The sequence below is a fragment of the uncultured Xanthomonas sp. genome (genome assembly GCF_964278005.1).
Taxonomy (GTDB): Bacteria; Pseudomonadota; Gammaproteobacteria; order Xanthomonadales; family Xanthomonadaceae; genus Xanthomonas_A; species Xanthomonas_A sontii.
Genome location: NZ_CAXYKF010000001.1, coordinates 111667 through 127575 on the forward strand (window position 1 = coordinate 111667; position 15909 = coordinate 127575).

General features: G+C 68.6%; 17 protein-coding genes. 10 read left to right on the forward strand and 7 right to left on the reverse strand.

Annotated elements, in window-relative coordinates; genetic code table 11:
- Positions 1–274: 274 nt before the first annotated feature.
- The 5 genes from ACHWVH_RS00475 (at position 275) to ACHWVH_RS00495 (ending at position 2898) form a co-directional block, all read left to right on the forward strand.
- Positions 275–601, forward strand: a complete 327-nt coding sequence (locus tag ACHWVH_RS00475) for a YkgJ family cysteine cluster protein (RefSeq protein WP_017908235.1) — start codon at positions 275–277, stop codon at positions 599–601.
- A 16-nt stretch (positions 602–617) separates the two neighbouring features.
- A complete protein-coding gene (locus ACHWVH_RS00480; RefSeq protein ID WP_017908234.1) occupies positions 618–818 on the forward strand; it encodes a hypothetical protein in 201 nt (66 codons plus the stop codon).
- Positions 819–1060: 242 nt separating this feature from the next.
- Positions 1061–1855 carry an EAL domain-containing protein gene (locus ACHWVH_RS00485; RefSeq protein ID WP_152180853.1) on the forward strand — a complete coding sequence of 265 codons (795 nt, stop codon included), beginning with the start codon at positions 1061–1063 and terminating at the stop codon, positions 1853–1855.
- A 91-nt stretch (positions 1856–1946) separates the two neighbouring features.
- Positions 1947–2525 carry a mechanosensitive ion channel domain-containing protein gene (locus tag ACHWVH_RS00490; protein WP_394686455.1) on the forward strand — a complete coding sequence of 193 codons (579 nt, stop codon included), beginning with the start codon at positions 1947–1949 and terminating at the stop codon, positions 2523–2525.
- 109 nt (positions 2526–2634) lie between these two features.
- Positions 2635–2898: a DUF2789 domain-containing protein gene (locus ACHWVH_RS00495; protein ID WP_017914688.1), complete on the forward strand. Its 264-nt coding sequence runs from the start codon at positions 2635–2637 to the stop codon at positions 2896–2898.
- A gap of 3 nt (positions 2899–2901) precedes the next feature.
- Here the strand turns inward: ACHWVH_RS00495 and ACHWVH_RS00500 are convergent, their stop codons facing one another.
- Together ACHWVH_RS00500 and ACHWVH_RS00505 are read right to left on the reverse strand one after the other, a co-directional pair.
- Positions 2902–3168: a DksA/TraR family C4-type zinc finger protein gene (locus tag ACHWVH_RS00500; RefSeq protein ID WP_010342319.1), complete on the reverse strand. Its 267-nt coding sequence runs from the start codon at positions 3166–3168 to the stop codon at positions 2902–2904.
- Between the two features lie 113 nt (positions 3169–3281).
- On the reverse strand, positions 3282–3815 hold the full coding sequence (locus tag ACHWVH_RS00505; protein WP_152237953.1) for a DUF2058 domain-containing protein: 534 nt from the start codon (positions 3813–3815) through the stop codon (positions 3282–3284).
- A gap of 117 nt (positions 3816–3932) precedes the next feature.
- Between ACHWVH_RS00505 and ACHWVH_RS00510 the strand changes: the two genes are divergently transcribed.
- On the forward strand, positions 3933–4430 hold the full coding sequence (locus ACHWVH_RS00510) for a YgjP-like metallopeptidase domain-containing protein (RefSeq protein WP_267121171.1): 498 nt from the start codon (positions 3933–3935) through the stop codon (positions 4428–4430).
- 68 nt (positions 4431–4498) lie between these two features.
- Positions 4499–5209: an rRNA pseudouridine synthase gene (locus tag ACHWVH_RS00515; RefSeq protein ID WP_394686456.1), complete on the forward strand. Its 711-nt coding sequence runs from the start codon at positions 4499–4501 to the stop codon at positions 5207–5209.
- Positions 5210–5310: 101 nt separating this feature from the next.
- Here the strand turns inward: ACHWVH_RS00515 and ACHWVH_RS00520 are convergent, their stop codons facing one another.
- Complete coding sequence (locus ACHWVH_RS00520; RefSeq protein WP_148828783.1) at positions 5311–6117, reverse strand: SGNH/GDSL hydrolase family protein; 807 nt, start codon at positions 6115–6117, stop codon at positions 5311–5313.
- Between the two features lie 505 nt (positions 6118–6622).
- Between ACHWVH_RS00520 and ACHWVH_RS00525 the strand changes: the two genes are divergently transcribed.
- The gene (locus ACHWVH_RS00525; RefSeq protein ID WP_394686523.1) at positions 6623–8242 is read left to right on the forward strand and encodes a PQQ-binding-like beta-propeller repeat protein; all 1620 of its coding nucleotides are present in this window, start codon (positions 6623–6625) and stop codon (positions 8240–8242) included.
- A 251-nt stretch (positions 8243–8493) separates the two neighbouring features.
- Here ACHWVH_RS00525 and ACHWVH_RS00530 read toward each other — a convergent pair whose 3' ends face one another.
- A complete protein-coding gene (locus ACHWVH_RS00530; protein ID WP_295926948.1) occupies positions 8494–11406 on the reverse strand; it encodes a TonB-dependent receptor domain-containing protein in 2913 nt (970 codons plus the stop codon).
- A gap of 721 nt (positions 11407–12127) precedes the next feature.
- On the opposite strand from ACHWVH_RS00530, the gene ACHWVH_RS00535 reads away from it, so the two are divergent.
- Both ACHWVH_RS00535 and ACHWVH_RS00540 read left to right on the forward strand, forming a co-directional pair.
- Complete coding sequence (locus ACHWVH_RS00535) at positions 12128–13528, forward strand: serine protease (protein ID WP_295972610.1); 1401 nt, start codon at positions 12128–12130, stop codon at positions 13526–13528.
- Between the two features lie 132 nt (positions 13529–13660).
- A complete protein-coding gene (locus ACHWVH_RS00540; protein WP_295911273.1) occupies positions 13661–13828 on the forward strand; it encodes a hypothetical protein in 168 nt (55 codons plus the stop codon).
- A gap of 101 nt (positions 13829–13929) precedes the next feature.
- Here the strand turns inward: ACHWVH_RS00540 and ACHWVH_RS00545 are convergent, their stop codons facing one another.
- The 3 genes from ACHWVH_RS00545 to ACHWVH_RS00555 all read right to left on the reverse strand — a co-directional run bounded on the left by ACHWVH_RS00545 (position 13930) and on the right by ACHWVH_RS00555 (position 15908).
- On the reverse strand, positions 13930–14103 hold the full coding sequence (locus tag ACHWVH_RS00545) for a DUF1328 family protein (RefSeq protein WP_017908222.1): 174 nt from the start codon (positions 14101–14103) through the stop codon (positions 13930–13932).
- A 153-nt stretch (positions 14104–14256) separates the two neighbouring features.
- Positions 14257–14832: a glycoside hydrolase family 108 protein gene (locus ACHWVH_RS00550; protein ID WP_295926955.1), complete on the reverse strand. Its 576-nt coding sequence runs from the start codon at positions 14830–14832 to the stop codon at positions 14257–14259.
- Positions 14833–14933: 101 nt separating this feature from the next.
- Positions 14934–15908 (reverse strand): lipase family protein, encoded by a 975-nt coding sequence (locus tag ACHWVH_RS00555; protein ID WP_295926958.1) that lies wholly within the window; start codon positions 15906–15908, stop codon positions 14934–14936.
- Position 15909 lies beyond the last annotated feature (1 nt).

Consider the following 15909-nt stretch of genomic DNA (forward strand, 5'->3'; position numbering starts at 1 on the left):
GCCGGCGCGCCGCCTGCGGCCCGCATTGTTCATGCAGCGGGCGCACGACTGGCGTAGCATGGCGGCACGCTTCAGCGTCACGTCGCTACGCGCGTCTCGTCCGGCCGTTCCTGTCGCCCGACTCGCTTCCTTCTCGCGCCAACCTCCGTCCCTTTACGGGCCGGATCCTTCGGAGCGCCATGTCCCCCGCCCTTGCCACGCTCCAGATCGAGCGTCTGGCGTCGCCGCTTCAGCCACCTTCCTGGCCGACAGGTCCGGATCGGGGCGGCGACGCATGAGCGAGAGCGCGCGGGACGCGACCGACGCTGACATCGCCTGCGACCGCTGCGACGCGATCTGCTGCCGCCTGACCGTCCTGGTGATGCCGGACGACCACGTCCCCGAGCATCTCACCGAGTACACCCGCGAGGGTCTGCACGTGATGGCGCGCGACGAGGACGGCTGGTGCGTGGCGGTGGACGGCGCGCGCATGTGTTGCTCGATCTACGCGCAGCGCCCGGCGGTCTGCCGCAAGTTCGCGATGGCCGGCCCGTACTGCCGCGAGATCCGCCGTACCCACCACGAGCAACTGACCCGTGGCATTCCCCTGACGATGTACTGACTGCAGGAGTTCCAGCATGGCACGACCGACCAGCACCACCGCTTCGCCCAGCGCCAGGAACACACGCGGCGCCAGCGCCGCGGACAAGGCGCAAAAGGGCCTCAGCCGCGAGCGCATCGAGGCCGACCTGGCCGCGTTCCACCAGGCCGGCGGCCGCGTCGAGGTGCTCGGCACCACCCGCGTGCTGAAGAAGGTCGACGTCGCCGACGCGGGCTAGCGCCCGCGCATCCCGCCGTCATCGCGCGCACCTGCGGCGGGACACGGCCGGACATGGACGCCGGTCCACGCCGCGCGAGGACGCGGCGCCTGGCACGCGACGACGGCGCCTCCGGCTGGCGCCGACGACCACACGGCCAGGCGAACACGGCGCCCTCGGAGTGCCGGCGCCGGTGCGCAAGCACGGCACCGTCTTCACGCCAGAAGCGCATACTGCGATCTCTTCCACGGTCTCGTTTCGGCATGCTCCTGCGCTCCCTGTCCGCCGAACTCGGCCAGCCCGCCTGCGGCAACTGTCGCGATGGCGAGCCGCTGGATTTCGCCGTGCGCATGGCGTTCCAGCCGATCGTCGATGCCGCCACCCGCTCCATCTACGCCTACGAGGCGCTGGTGCGCGGCGAGGACGGCAGCGGCGCGGCGGCGGTGCTGGCGCGGGTGCGCCCGCAGCAGATGTACCGCTTCGACCAGACCTGCCGGGTGCAGGCGATCGCCACCGCCGCGCAGCTGGGCCTGCGCACGCGCCTGTCGATCAACTTCATTCCCAATGCGGTGTACGAGCCGGCGACCTGCATCCGCCTGACCCTGAGGGCGGCCGAGCACTTCGGTGTGCCCACCGGCGACCTGATCTTCGAGTTGAGCGAGTCCGAACGCATCGCCGACCTGCCCAAGGTCGTGCGCATCCTGCGCGACTACGCGCAGCGCGGCTTCCTGACCGCGATCGACGACTTCGGCGCCGGCCACTCCGGCCTCAACCTGCTCGCCGATTTCCAGCCGCACCTGATCAAGCTGGACATGGCGCTGATCCGCGGCATCGACGGCAGCGCCGCGCGCCGCCACATCGTCGGCGGCATCGTCGCGATGGCCGCGCCGCTGGGCTGCCGCATCCTCGCCGAGGGCGTGGAGACGCCTGCCGAGTACCGCGCACTGCGTGCGCTGGGCATCGACCTCTACCAGGGCTATCTGTTCGCCAAGCCGGCGCTGGAAGCCTTGCCGGACGTCACCGAGGCCCAGTGGGAGGCGCTGGAACGCGCCGGCTGAACCGCCCACCGCCGCAGCGCACGCCAGCACGACTTGCCCGCGGCGGCCACGCTTGCGACCATCGCGCCTCCCCTGCGTGTTCCGAAGTGCAATGCCCTCGCTCCATACCCTGCTGCCGCCGTGGACGCACCGCTGGCTCGACGTGATCGTGCCCGGCGCGCAGATCGTGCTGATCGTGCTCGGCGCCTGGTTGCTGCGGACCTTGCTGCGACGGTTGATCCGGCGCCTGGGCGAGCACTACGCACTGCCGCCGGAACTGGTGATGATGGCGCGCCGCGGCATCGGCTTCGTGATCTACGCGGCGGCGCTGCTGCTGATCCTGGACCGCTTCGGCGTCTCCGGCACCGTGCTGTGGACCGCCTTCACCGGCTTCGCCGCGGTCGCGGCGGTGGCGTTCTTCGCCGCCTGGAGCGTGCTGTCCAACATCTTCTGCACGCTGTTGATCTTCACCACGCGCCCGTTCCGCCTGCACGACCACATCGAATTGCTGGAGAACGGCGAAAAGCCGGGACTGAAGGGCCAGGTGATCGACATCAACCTGATCTACACCACGCTGCGCGAGGAACGCGACGGCGACGGCGAGAGCGTGCTGCAGATCCCCAACAGCCTGTTCTTCCAGCGCAGCACGCGCCGCTGGCGCGGCCATCCGGCTCCATCCGGGCTGGGCTGAGCGCCGCACGCCACCGACGCGGACGCTGACGCCACGCACATGACGAAGCCGCTATGGTCGATGCCAGCCGCCTAGCGCGGCGATCTCCCCTTTCCCGACCAGGTACTGCATGGAACCCGTCATTCATCCGTTCGCCGACCTCTTCGCCCAACTTGGCCTGCCCAACAGCGAAGGCGAGATTCGCCAGTTCATCGCCCAGCATGCGCCGCTGCCCGATGACATGCGCCTGGAAGAAGCCCCGTTCTGGACACCCGCGCAGGCGCAACTGCTGCGCGAGGAGCGCCTGGAAGACGCCGACTGGGCGATCGTGGTCGATCAGCTCAACATCGCGCTGCACGCAAAGCCTGCGCTGGAGACCGATCGCGCCGGCTGAGCCTCAGCGCAGCTGGCTGTCCTTGCTGCCGCGGCGGTTGTAGCCGCTGTGCTCGTGCTGCGCGCGGTCCTGCGCGTCCTGGCAGGCCACGCACAGGCGCACACCCGGCACGGCCTTGCGCCGCGCCTCGGGAATCGGCGCGTCGCAGTCCTCGCAGTGGCTCAGCCCCGGCCCCTGCGGAAGTTGGCTGCGCGCCCGCTTGATCGCATCCTCGACGGTCGCATCGATCTGGTCCTGCACCGCGCCGTCGCCTGCCCACCCAGTGGCCATGGTCGTCTCCGCACTCTTGCCTTGCCTGGATGATGCGGCCGGCACCGGCGAATGCAATGCACGCCGGCTTCACCTCGCCGAGACGTTCATGCAGCGCCGCCCGGCGTCCCGCCTCACCAGATCAGGTCGTCCGGGACCTTGAACTGGCTGTAGTACGGATCGTCCTCGCCGCTGGCCGGCGTTGCTGCCAGCGCATCGAACACGATGGTCGCCGGATCGCGCGCGACGATCTTCTCCACGACGGCGCGCGGCACCGGCACGTAGCCGGCATCCAGCCGCGCGATCGCCACGCTGCCGGCGATCAGCTGCGCGCGCAGCGCCGCATCCACCCGCAGCCGCTGGATCTTGCCGGCATCGGTGAAGTGGTAGTCGATCTCGCCGTCGGCCTTGAGCTTGTGGCTTTCGACCAGTTGCCGCGCCTGCGCGCGCTGCTCCTGCACACGCGCCTGCGCATTGCGCTCGGCGGACAGCGCACGATCGCGCTCCACCCGCTCCTGCCGCAACCGCTCGCTCTCCAGCTGCTCGGCACTGGGCGGCGGCGGGGTCTTGCCCTGGCGCGCCTTGGCCTGCTCGCGCGCGACCTGCGCCACCTGGCTCTTCTTCACCAGGCCGGCCTTGAGCAGTTGCTCCTGCAGGGGATTGCGCATCGGAAGCGTCCACGGACTCGGATTCGGGAGGCGCATGATACCCGCAGCGCCGGTGCCCGCCCGCGAAGGCCGCACACGGCGGATGCCCCGCCGCGCGCGGCAGGCTAAGGTGGCGGGATGGACACCCTGCGCTACCTCGTCGGCTACCCACCCCAGGTCCTGGACCAGGTGCGCGAACTGATCGCGCGCCAGCGCCTGGGCGACTGGCTGCGCCGCCGCTACCCCGAGGCCAACGCGGTGCGCACCGATCGCCAGTTGTACGACTACACGCAGGCGCTGAAGGACCGTTGCATGCGCAGCGCCGAACCGCTGCACAAGGTGGTCTACGACAACCGCCTGCAGGCGGTGAAACATGCGCTGGGCACCCACACCACGGTGTCGCGCGTGCAGGGCGGCAAGCTCAAGGCCAGCCGCGAGATCCGCATCGCCGGCGTGTTCCGCGACGCGCCGGCGGCGTTCCTGCCGATGATCGTGGCCCACGAACTGGCGCACCTGAAGGAAAGCGCGCACAACAAGGCCTTCTACCAGCTGTGCGCACACATGACGCCGGACTACCACCAGTTGGAGTTCGACCTGCGTCTCTACCTGACCCAGTTGGAACTGGCCGAGCACTGAGGCGCAGCTGCGTGGCAGCGTCCCCGCGACGCCCGTACACTGCGCCCCCGACCGATCGCGTACTGCCGATGTCCAGCCCCGTCCGTCTCGACAAGCATCTCGCCGCCCTGCTGCCGTGTTCGCGCGGCGAGGCGCAGCAGTACATCGAGGGCGGCTGGGTCAGCGTGAACGGGGTGGTGGTCGAGGAACCGCAGACGCCGATCACCACCCAGCAGGTGACGCTGGCGCCCGACGCGCAACTCGGCCCGGCGCAGGCGGTCACGCTGCTGCTGCACAAACCGGCCGGGATGCGCGCCGAGGATGCGATGGCATTGGCGACGCCCGGCAACCGCAGCGCGCTGGATGCCAGCGACATGCGTGTGCTCAAGCGCCATTTCCTGCGCCTGAGTCTGCCGCTGCCATTGGAGACCGAGGCCAGCGGATTGCTGGTGCTGAGCCAGGACCGCCGCGTACTGCGGCGGCTGAGCGAGGACGCGGCCACGCTGGAGCAGGAGTTCGTGGTGGAGGTGAGCGGCACGTTGCAGCCCTACGGCCTGCATCGGCTCGCGCACGGCCTGCGCCATGGCCAGCGCACGCTGCCGCCGTGCAAGGTCAGCTGGCAGAGCGAACAGCGCCTGCGCTTCGCGATCAAGCACGTGCAGCCGGGCCAGTTGCACGACATGTGCGCGCAGGTCGGGCTGGAAGTGACCGGCCTGCGCCGCCTGCGCATCGGCCGCATTCCGCTGGGCAAGCTGGCGCCGGGCGAGTGGCGCTATCTGCCGGAGGGTGAGCGGTTCTGAGGGATTGCGGGTGCGGCCTCGCCGATCGTTGTTGCCGGCGGTCGTACCCTCACCCCAACCCCTCTCCCGGGGGGAGAGGGGCTAGGAGCGCGCGCGGTGACTCAGGGCTTTGCCAGCGCGCGCTGGATCGCCTGCTCGGCCAGTGGCGCCATCACCGCATAGCCGGCGTTGTTGGGGTGCACGCCATCGATGGCCACGGTCTTGTCCATGCCGCCGTCGCGGTTGCTCAGCTTGCTGTAGTAGTCCAGGTACACCGCGTCGTGCTGCTGCGCGTACTGCTGCATCCACGCGTTGAGCGCACGCACCTTCTGCGCCGGCTGCAGGCCCGGCCGCCACGGATAGTCGGTGACCGGCAACACCGAAGCCAGCACCACCTTGATGTGATGCGCCTGCGCAAGCTCGGTCATCGCGCTGAGGTTGTCCTCGATCATCTCCAGGGTGGACAGCCCGGTGTTGCCGGCCAGATCGTTGGTGCCGGCCAGGATCACCACCACCGCCGGCTTCAGGTCGATCACGTCCTGGCGGAAGCGCACCAGCATCTGCGCGGTGGTCTGCCCGGAAATGCCGCGATTGACGTAGGCGGACTTGCCGGGGAAGAACGTGGTGCCTTCGCGACGGCCCCAGGCGTCGGTGATGGAGTCGCCGTAGAACACCACGCGCGGCGCGTCCGCTGCCGGCGCCGGCAGCGCGGCATTGTCGGCGCGATAGCGCTGCAGTTGCGCCCAATCGAGCAGGCGCTGCTGCATCGCCTTCACTTCATCGGGCTTGAGCGTGTCCGGCGCCCGCGTGTACAGCGCATCGACCTTGCCCTCCAGCGCCGCGGTGGACACGGGCGTTGCCGCCTGCACGGCGCCAGCGGCCGTGGCGCACAGCGCGATGGCGAGGGACAACAGCGAGGGGCATTTCATCGAGGCATTCCTTGTGCGGACAACGGTGATCGCACAGTGTAACCAACCGCTCGCACCGCCCATGCGGCGTCGCCGCAGCGCACTGCGGCACGTCCGACTGCACCGCGATTCAGCCCGCGCTCACGCGGCGAATCCGGCACACGGGATCGATGGCGCATATCGCCACGCGCCACGCGGACGCAATCTGCCGCGCCGTGTCGATGCGCGGCAACACGCGGCCGCGACGGCCATCGCAGCCTGCGACGACATGCGTCACGCGCGTGCCGGCACGATGACAACGCGATGCCGCCACCATCGTTTTTCGCTATCGCAGCAACCTTTTGCAAAGGCCCTAACTTTTTCGTAAGTACATGACACGCAAGGATTTTCACTTCTAGGATGGCCGCGGACGTGACGGGGGGATCCTCACTCCCAAGCCCGAAGGACATCCATGAAAACGCGTGATGCACACCAGAACCACTCCCGCCTGCGGCTGGCGTTGATTCCCGGCTTGATGTTCAGCGCAATGGCGATGGCGCAGTCCGCAGGCACCGCAGCGGCGACGACCGACACCAGCGCCGCCAGCGCCGCCAGCGCCGCCAGCGCACAATGGCGCAGCACGTTCTCCGGCGGTACGCCGTTCGCCACGCACAGCCTCTGGGACAGCGCCGGCGGCGGCTTCCTCAACACCCGCTTCGCGCCCGGCGAATGGCAGATCACTCCGTTCAACGCCGCGCGCCTGAAGACCGCGTGGACCTTCACCACCCAGGGCGACGTCTCGGCCACGCCGACCGTGCAGGGCACGGCGCTGTACGTGCCGGACTGGGGCGGCCAGCTGTATCGCATCGACACCGACCTGGGCAAGGCGGTGTGGCAGGTGAAGCTGGCCGACTACACCGGCATCGCCGGTTCGCTGTCGCGCAACAGCCCTGCGATCGCGCGCGACAGCGTGCTGGTCGGCGACCAGGCCAGCGGCACGGTGCTGGCGATCGACAAGGCCACCGGCAAGCTGTTGTGGAAGACCCTGGTCGAGTCCAACCCGCAGGCGCGCATCACCGCCTCGCCGGTGATCTACGGCGACCGCGTCTACGTCGGCGTGTCCTCCGGCGACTGGGGCGGCCTGAGCGCCGGCTACAAGTATTCCTTCCGCGGCAGCGTCGCCGCGCTGGACCTGAAGACCGGCAAGCTGCTGTGGAGCTTCCGCACCACGCCGGAGGGCTACACCGGTGCCTCGGTGTGGGGCACGCTGGCGATCGATCCGCTGCGCCAGCGCGTCTACGCCACCACCGGCAACAACTACTCGGTGCCGACCGAGGTGGCCAGCTGCGTCAAGAACGCCAACGGCGACAAGACCGCGCAACTGGCCTGCATGGCGCCGGACAACTACGTCGACTCGGTGTTGGCGCTGGACATGCGCAGCGGCAAGCCGGTGTGGACGCGCCGCCTGCAGGGCGCCGACGCCTGGTCGCTGTCGTGCCTGGTCGCGCCGACCAATGGCCTGTGCCAGGACCCGCAGGGGCCGGACTACGACTTCAGCGGCGGCGGCGCCAACCTGTTCACGGCGATCCGCAACGGCAAGCCGCAGGCGCTGGTCGGTGCCGGCCAGAAGAGCGGCGTGTACTGGGCCTTCGACGCCGACACCGGGCAGACCGTGTGGTCGACCCAGGTCGGCCCGGGCGGCACCGCCGGCGGCATCGAGTGGGGCTCGTCGGTGGATCCGTTCTCCGGTCGCGTGTACGTGGCCATCAACAACAACGAGCACACGCCGTACACGCTGGCGCCGGGCAACACCGAGACCTGGAACGCCGGCTCGTGGGCCGCGCTGGATGCGGCCAGCGGCAAGATCCTCTGGCAGGTCAAGGTGCCGGGTACCGATCCGGTGCAGACCGCGTTCGGCGCCGGCGGCCGCGGCCCGCTGGCGTCGTCGCCGGGCCTGGTCTACGCGGGCTCGATGTCCGGCGCGATGACCGTGCTCGATGCCAAGACCGGCGCCACGCTGTGGAGCTTCGATGCCGGCGGCTCGGTGTCCAGCGCACCGGCGATCGTCGATGGTGCGGTGTACTGGGGTGCGGGCTACAGCCGCTTCAACTTCGGCACCGGGGTCAACAAGCTGTACAAGTTCGTGCCGTCGAACCGGCGCCGCTGAGCGCAGCTCAGGACCGCCTCTTCGGTTGTAGTGCCTCTCCTGCGAATGCCTCTCCTGCGCAAGCGGGAGAGGCTGTTGCACGATGATCGAGCGCATCGCATCGCGAAGCGCAAGGCGCCAGGTGAGATCACGTGGCGCACGTACGCTTGGACAGCGCGCGCTGCGACGAGAGCTGACATGAGGCAACGCCAGGCCCATGAAGATCCGGGGGCTCCGCTTCCCGCGAAGCCCGCCGACGATCAGCTGCCCGCTCAGTTGAACGTGTAGTCCAGGGTCAGGAACATTTCCCGGCCGTTGTACTCGCTCGCGGTCTGCCCGGTGGTGACGAACTCGAAGCCGCCGGCGTAATACGGAATCGCACCGACCTTGTCGAAGATGTTCGACACGGTGAGCTTCGCATGCAGGTCCGGCGTGACCTGCAGGCCGACCGAGCCGTTCCAGGTGATCCAGGCCGGCGCGTGGCCCCGGTAGGTCGTATCCGGCACGGTGACCTGGTTGCCGTCCTGGGTGACCTGGCAGACGCCGGTGGAGATCGTGTTGCCGCCATTGGACACCGTGACCATGCCGGGCTGGATGCCGTTGGGCAGCACGTCGCAGCCGGCGTAGTTGGGGGCGCGCATGCGGCCGTTGCGCACGCCGGAGATCGACACGTTCCAGCGGCCCTTGGTCCAGTCGGCGATCCAGGTCATGCGGCTGGCCACGTTCTGATAGCGGGTGTTCTGCAACGGATCCGACGCCAGCACGCGCTGCTTGTACGACAGGTTGTTGGTGTAGTTGATGCCGGCGCGGAAGTCGCCGTAGCCGTCGGTGTGGAACTTGTAGTCCAGCGTCGCATCGACGCCGGCCACGTACAGCGAGGCTTCGTTGATCGGGCCAGATTGCACGGACACGATCTGGCCGTTGGCGTCGCGCTTCACCATCTGGCTGACCATCCGGCAGTACTCCGATCCGGCCACGTGCGCCGTGTACGGCGACAGGCCCGACGTCCCGTTCGGCTTCAGCCCGGTCAGGCAGCCGGCTTCGTCGGCCAGCACGGTGTCCTGGCCGAGGTACTGGATGGCGTTGTCCACGCCCATGTTCCAGTAGTCGGCCGACACCGACAGCCCCTGCACGCCCGGCACCTGCCAGACGAAGCCGTAGGTCCAGGAGTGCCCGGTCTGCGGCAGCAGCAGGCGGCTGCCGTTGGTGTAGAGCGTGTAGTACTGCGACCCGGGACGCTGCACGCTGTTGCACCAGGTGTTGTTGTTCTGCCCGGCCTTGATCGCGTTCACGCACTGCAGCGGGTCGGCGTAGAAGCCCACCGGCGAGGTCGAACCGGTCAGGTAGATGGCCTGCATGTCCGGCGCCTTGAAGTTGGTGCCGTAGCTGCCGCGCAGCAGCAGACCGTCGTACGGACGCCACTCCAGGCCCGAGCCCCAGGTACGGGCGATGTCGGCACGGCTGGCGTCGTTGTACTTGTCCAGGCGGCCGGACAGCGTCCAGGTCACCGACTCCAGCACCGGCACGCGGAACTCCGTGCCCAGCGAGAAACGCTGCCGGGTGCCGGCACCGGTGAGGTAGGCGCCGAACGGGTTCTGGAACGTGGACGGATCGGCCGCACGCGGGTCGGGCGACAGCTTGAAGCCGTTGTGTGCGGCTTCGAGCACCGCGGCCCAGCCCACCGACCGGTCGGCCCAGGGCAGCTTGAACAGGTCGCCGTTGACGCGCAGTTGCGCCTGGTCGAGCCAGGACGACGCGGTGTTCACGCCGGTCACCGCGAACTGGTCGTACTGCTGCGGGGTGATCGGGTTCCAGAACTGCTGCCAGTTGAAGGCGTAGATCGGCAGGCCGTCGGCGGTGGTGCCCTGCTGCTGGCCGAGGAAGAAGGTGTTGGTGGCCTGCGCGTTGTAGCCGGTGAACTCCTCGCGGACGATGTACTTCTGCGTGTTGAGGTTGAGGTCCCAGTTGAAACGGCCGTCGAACACGGTGCCGCGCAGGCCGGCCTGCAGGTTCCAGTTGCGCTCGCGATCGTAGGTGTTGGCGCTGACGCCGATCTCTTTCTGGGTCAGCTGGCGGATCACCTGGTTGACCGTCTGCCCGGTGGTCTGGTCGTAGAACGGGCCGGCGCTGAACACGTTGAGCTGCGTGTTGGAGATGCCCACGGTCTGGTACAGCGCGGCCGAGCCGTAGAACTGCAGACCGTTCTGGAAGTCGTACTCGCCCGCCAGATAGCCGCTGTTGCTGATGCTGCCCGGGGTCAGCACCCAGTTCTGGAACAGCGCCGGCTGCGCGCAGTAGAAGCCGTTGTCGGTGACGCCGGTGACCTGGGTGCCGTTGGTGGTCACCGAGTGCGATTGGGTCAGGCGCGAGTTGGTGAACTTGTCGCAGGTGCCGGCGGGCGGCGTGATGTAGCGGCCGTTGGCATCGGTGGCCGACAGGGCGATCGCGCCGGCGGCGTCGTACTGGTAGCCGAACATGCGCGAGGCCGGCCCCCAGGCGCCGTAGCCCGCGTCGGCCACGGAATCCTGGTACGGCCGGTCCATGCCCCACAGCGCGCTGCGGTTGGAGTGCTCCAAATTGTAGGTCACGTGCCAGTTGTCGCCCGCGCGGCCACCGACGTAGTTGATGTCGCCGTATCGGCGGCCGCCACGCGTCGCGCCGCCCGCAGTGACCTGCAACTGGTTGCCCTGGTAGTCCTTCTTCAGGATCACGTTCACCACGCCGGCGACCGCGTCCGAGCCGTAGATCGACGACGCGCCGGAGGCCAGCACTTCGATGTGATCGATCATCCCGGTGGGGATGTTGTTGAAGTTCTGGAAGTTGCTCTGCTTGTTGAGCGGCTGCGGGTAATCGACCACGCGATGGCCGTCGATCATCAGCAGGCTGAAACCGGGGCCGAGCCCGCGCAGGTTCACCGAGCGCGCATTGACCGAACTGGAGCCCCACGAGGCCGGGTCGGACACCTGCTGGCCCACCTGCGGCAGCGAGTCGAGGAATTCCCACAGGGTGGTGTAGCCCTGCTTCTTGATCTCTTCGCCGGTGATGGTGACCACCGGCGCAGGGCCTTCGACCTCCACGCGCGGGATCAGCGATCCGGTGACCGTCACCGCCTTGAGTTCGACCGGCTTGTCGGCCTTGCCGGCGCCATTGGGCGGGGCCGCGTCATCGGGCGCGGATTGCGCCATGACAGAGGGCGCCCACAGGGCGAGCGCAACGGAACTGGCGATGAGTCCGCGCCGGAAAGCGATTCTGTTCACTGGTCTCCCCCCACAGGAGCGATCGATGTTCGAGATGTACCGAGCCCGCCCTAGCCCCCTGGCCTCGCGCGGGCCGTCCGCAAGGCGGTGCATACAAGAACGAAAAGTTCATATATGCGACGCCAGCGTTATAGGCCGAATTTGAATCGATGCAAGCTGCGTCGCAGCACGCCAGATACCGATTCAAGTGATTGAATCTACTGAAATTTGTCGGAAAGATTGCAGAAAGGTGGCAACCGGTCAGGACCGTGCTCGGCGGGAGCGTCCGCGCCTTGCTTCATGCGGCTCGGCGGGGCGGCCTGAGCCGCTGGTGAGCGTGAGCGGGCGGACTGGCCGACGTCCGTGTCGACGTGTCGATCAGGCCGCTCCAGATAGCGCTACCCATCCTGCCCTTCCCAGTCGACAGGCTCGTATCCGCATTGCAGCGCGCAGGCAACGGCACCGCTGCGGCATCGCAGCGCCGTGCGCTTCTTTCGCGCCATCACACGCAATGTGAGCAGCTGTCTACGAAACCGGCCCTCCGAGCGTGACGCCTGACACGCAACCGCCCTGGCGTCGTCCGTAGCCTCGGCAGGCACCTCGAACTCGGGTGCAATGGCATCCGGTCCCCTGCCGGATGGTCTCGTCCCTCTTCGCAGAAGGAAGATCGATGAATCGCAAGCATGCGTTGTACCTGGCGTTGCTCGCCGGCATTGCCGGCATGTCCCCCGCCGCCATGGCTGCCACTCCCCCAGCAGCCGAAATGGATTCCGCCCCGGTCGAAGCCCGCCCGGATGCCGCCGCGCTCGGTGGCGCGGAACTGCGCAGCCTTCCCCCGGGCAGCGCGCACGCCCCGCGCCTGATCGAACTTGCCGCGCCCGACAGCAGCAAGGCCGCGGCGATGAAGCAGGCACGCGGGCAACAGGTCAAGCACGGCCAGCCGCTGCAGATCGGCTTTTCCCGCGACGTCGCCAAGCCCGACATCAACCTGCGTCGCCTGCGCTGGCAGACGCTGCCCAACGGCGCCCAGGTCACCAGTTTCGAAATCGCCTCGACCAACGCGCAGGCGCTGCGCGCAGCGCTGCAGCTCAGCGGCAGCGGCGCCCAGCCCGGCGATCCGCGCAAGGCGACGCTGCGCTTCGCCGGCGACGACGGCCGCGTGTTCCAGCAGAGCGGCGCCGAGTTCGCCGGCAGCCAGCCCGGCTGGTCGGCGGTGATCGCCGGCGCGCGCATGGTGGTGGAGATCGAACTGCCGGCCGGCCAGTACCCGCAAGGCTTCGCGCTGAAGATCCCGCAGCTCTCGCACCTGGACATCAGCCCGGTGGCCAGCGACACGATGATGCGGCCGATGATCGGCGAGAGCGATTCGTGCGAGCGCGACATCGTCTGCCGCGCCAACCCGACCTCCGGCTTCACCTCGGCGGCCAAGTCGGTGGCGCGCATGACCTTCACCAGCGGCGGCAGCACCTACCTGTGCACCGGCACCCTGCTCAACAACAGCAATTCGCCGAAGAAAGCGATGTTCTGGAGCGCGGCGCACTGCATCAGCACCCAGACCGTGGCCAATACGCTGCAGACCTACTGGTTCTACGACGCCACCACCTGCGGCGGCTCCACGGTCAATTCCAACTACACCACGCTCGGCGGCGGCGCCTACCTGCGCTATACCAACACCACCCGCGACACCACGCTGCTCGAGCTCAAGAGCGCTCCGCCGAGCGGCGCGTTCTACGCGGGCTGGAGCAGTTCGGCGATCGGCTCGACCGGCACCGCGATCGAGGGCATCCACCACCCGGCCGGCGACGTCAAGAAGTACTCGCTGGGCAAGGTCACCGCGCTGTCCAGCTCCATCGACGGCAAGTCGCCGCTGTACCGCGTGCAGTGGAGCACCGGCGTCACCGAGGGCGGCTCGTCCGGCTCCGGCCTGTTCACCGTCAACAGCAGCGGCGCCTATCAATTGCGCGGCGGCCTGTATGGCGGCACCTCGTACTGCAGCGCACCGAGCGATCCCGACTACTACTCGCGCTTCGCCGACGTGTATTCGTCGATCCAGCAGTATCTGAGCCCGTAAGCCAAGGTCCGGGAGGGCCGTACTCCCGCACCTGCGCCTAGGACAGGCCGTCCCGATGACGGCCTGTCCGTTTCGCACGCCGAAGCCGCGCAGCGGCTACACTCAGGGCATTCCCCTGACGGCAGACATGCATTGGCCAAGCCCAACTACTCCTTCGAAAAGCGGCAGCGCGAGCTGGCCAAGAAGAAACAGCAGGAAGAAAAAGAAGCGCGCAAGCGCGAAGCGCGTGCCGCAGCGGCCAAGCCTGCCTCCGACGACGACGCTGCAACGCACGAAGCGGATACCGCCAGAGACGCCTAGGCCTTCAATGGGACAGTAGGCGCCTGCCGACCACCACAGGGCCTCGCTCTACGGACCTGTCGCGCGACGCACCTGCATCGACGCGACACCCGGCCTGGTGCCTAACTGACCTTCTTGGCCAGCATGGTGCCCAGCACGAACAGCACCAGGGCGATGGCGATGCCGGCCCAGAACAGGAACTTGGCGACGCCGATCGCCGCGCCCGCCACGCCGCTGAAGCCGAGCGCGCCGGCGATGAGTCCGATGATGGCGATGATGATGGCCCACTTGATCATGATGCGGTCTTCCCGAAAACGAGGACAGGCGCACGCCGTCATCGCGTGCGCTGGCGTCTGCAGATGGCCGACGCTGGTTCGGGAGACTAGACAGCGCGGCATGCGCATGCGGTGAAACGCAGATGCACGCGCCGTGCACGGCGCGGCGTCGCATCAGGCGGTGCCGGTCTGCGCAGGCGCCGACGCATCGGCCGGCAGGCTCGCCGGGAACCATTCCGCGCGGCGCAGCCAGCCGGCCAGGAACTCGGCGTCGGCCGGACGCTCCGCCACCAGGCGCTGGTAGTAGGCGATGCGCTGCTGCCGGTACTGCGCGTACACCTGTGCCGTGTCCGCACTGGCAAGCGCCGCCAGGGTCGCCGGCCCCATCTCGCCATCGACCGCCAAGCCGGTCGCGCCCAGTTGCTGCAGGACGCGCTGCAGCAGCGAGATCGCGACATCGCCGGCATTGACGTAGAAATCGAACACGAGCTCGGCCAACGTCTGCGAGGCGATCTGATCGGCGCCGATCCTGTCCCAGTAGTCGTGCTGGTAGATCGTCGCGGCCTGCTGCACAGTCAATGCGCGCAGGTTCTGCAGCGTCGGCGCTTGGCCCAGCAGCGCTTGCGCGCAGCGCAGGAAGGTGGCCAGGGTGATGCCGCGGTTGGTGGCGCCGCCCGGATCGTTCGGATCATCGACGAAGCCGCCCTCGAACCGCAGCAGCTGTGGGAGATACAGGTCGAACGATGCCATGGCGACGTCCTCGCGATCGATGGGCGGTCAGCGTGGCACCCGCGGCGGCACAATGCAGTGACCGCGGGCACAACGGGCGCGCCGCCAGGCCGCGCACGCACTCACGGCGTGGCCGCCGCCGGCGACGCCGCTGCCCCCTCCGGAAAGCCGAGCGCCTGCTCGGCCGCTCGCGCGGTCAGCGCCATGTCCGCCCAGGCCGGATGCGGCGTGGTGGGCGGGATCTGGCTGCGCATCAGCCGCTGCGGATCGGTCTGGTCGGCGAAGGTCCCGCTCCAGGCCTGCGGCGTCTGCCACAGGGCGTGCTGCAGCACGACCTGCATGTTGGCGATGGAGTGCCGCGCCAGCAGATGCGGAAACCAGGCGCCGTTGACGTCGTAGGCGGTGCGGAACGCCTGCCCCACCGACGCATAGCCGAACGTGGACGGCGGCAGCGACGGCGCGTAGTCCCAGTAGTTGTAGCAGCGCGTGCTGTCGGCCGCGGCGATATGCGCGGCATAGGCCTGTTCCCAGCTCGCGTCGCCGACCATCGGGCTGCAGAAGTTGATGTTGCGGCTGGGCAGCCCCGGCCGGCTCAGCGCCAGGTCCAGCGAGAACAACTGGCTCAGCGCGCCCCCCAGGCTGTGCCCGGTGACGTAGACCTGGGTCGGCGCGAAGTGCTCCAGCAGCGCGAACAACTGCGCGCGCATCGAGGCGCGCATGGCGCCGCCCCTGCCGTTGTAGATGCCGTAGAACCCGGCCGACACCTGCGGCACCGGCGTGACGGTACCGGCGCTGGGCACGAAGGCGGTGGTGGAGAAGTCCAGGTCCTCGTAGATGTCCAGGTCCGAATCGGTGCCGCGGAACGCGAACAGATAGGTCCCGGCAGTGGCAGTGGAACGGAACAGCAGGCCGAACAGTTCCTCGCTGCCCCCCAGCGGGTCGCCATCCCAGCCGGACCAGCGGGCGACCAGACGGTAGTCGGACGGTGCCGAGACCGGCTTGCCTTCATAGGCCGCGTAGGCGGCGATGCTGGCGGCGGCCATCGCCAGGGTCAGTTGCGGCGGCAACAGCGGTTGCGTCGCGGGAATCGCACTCATC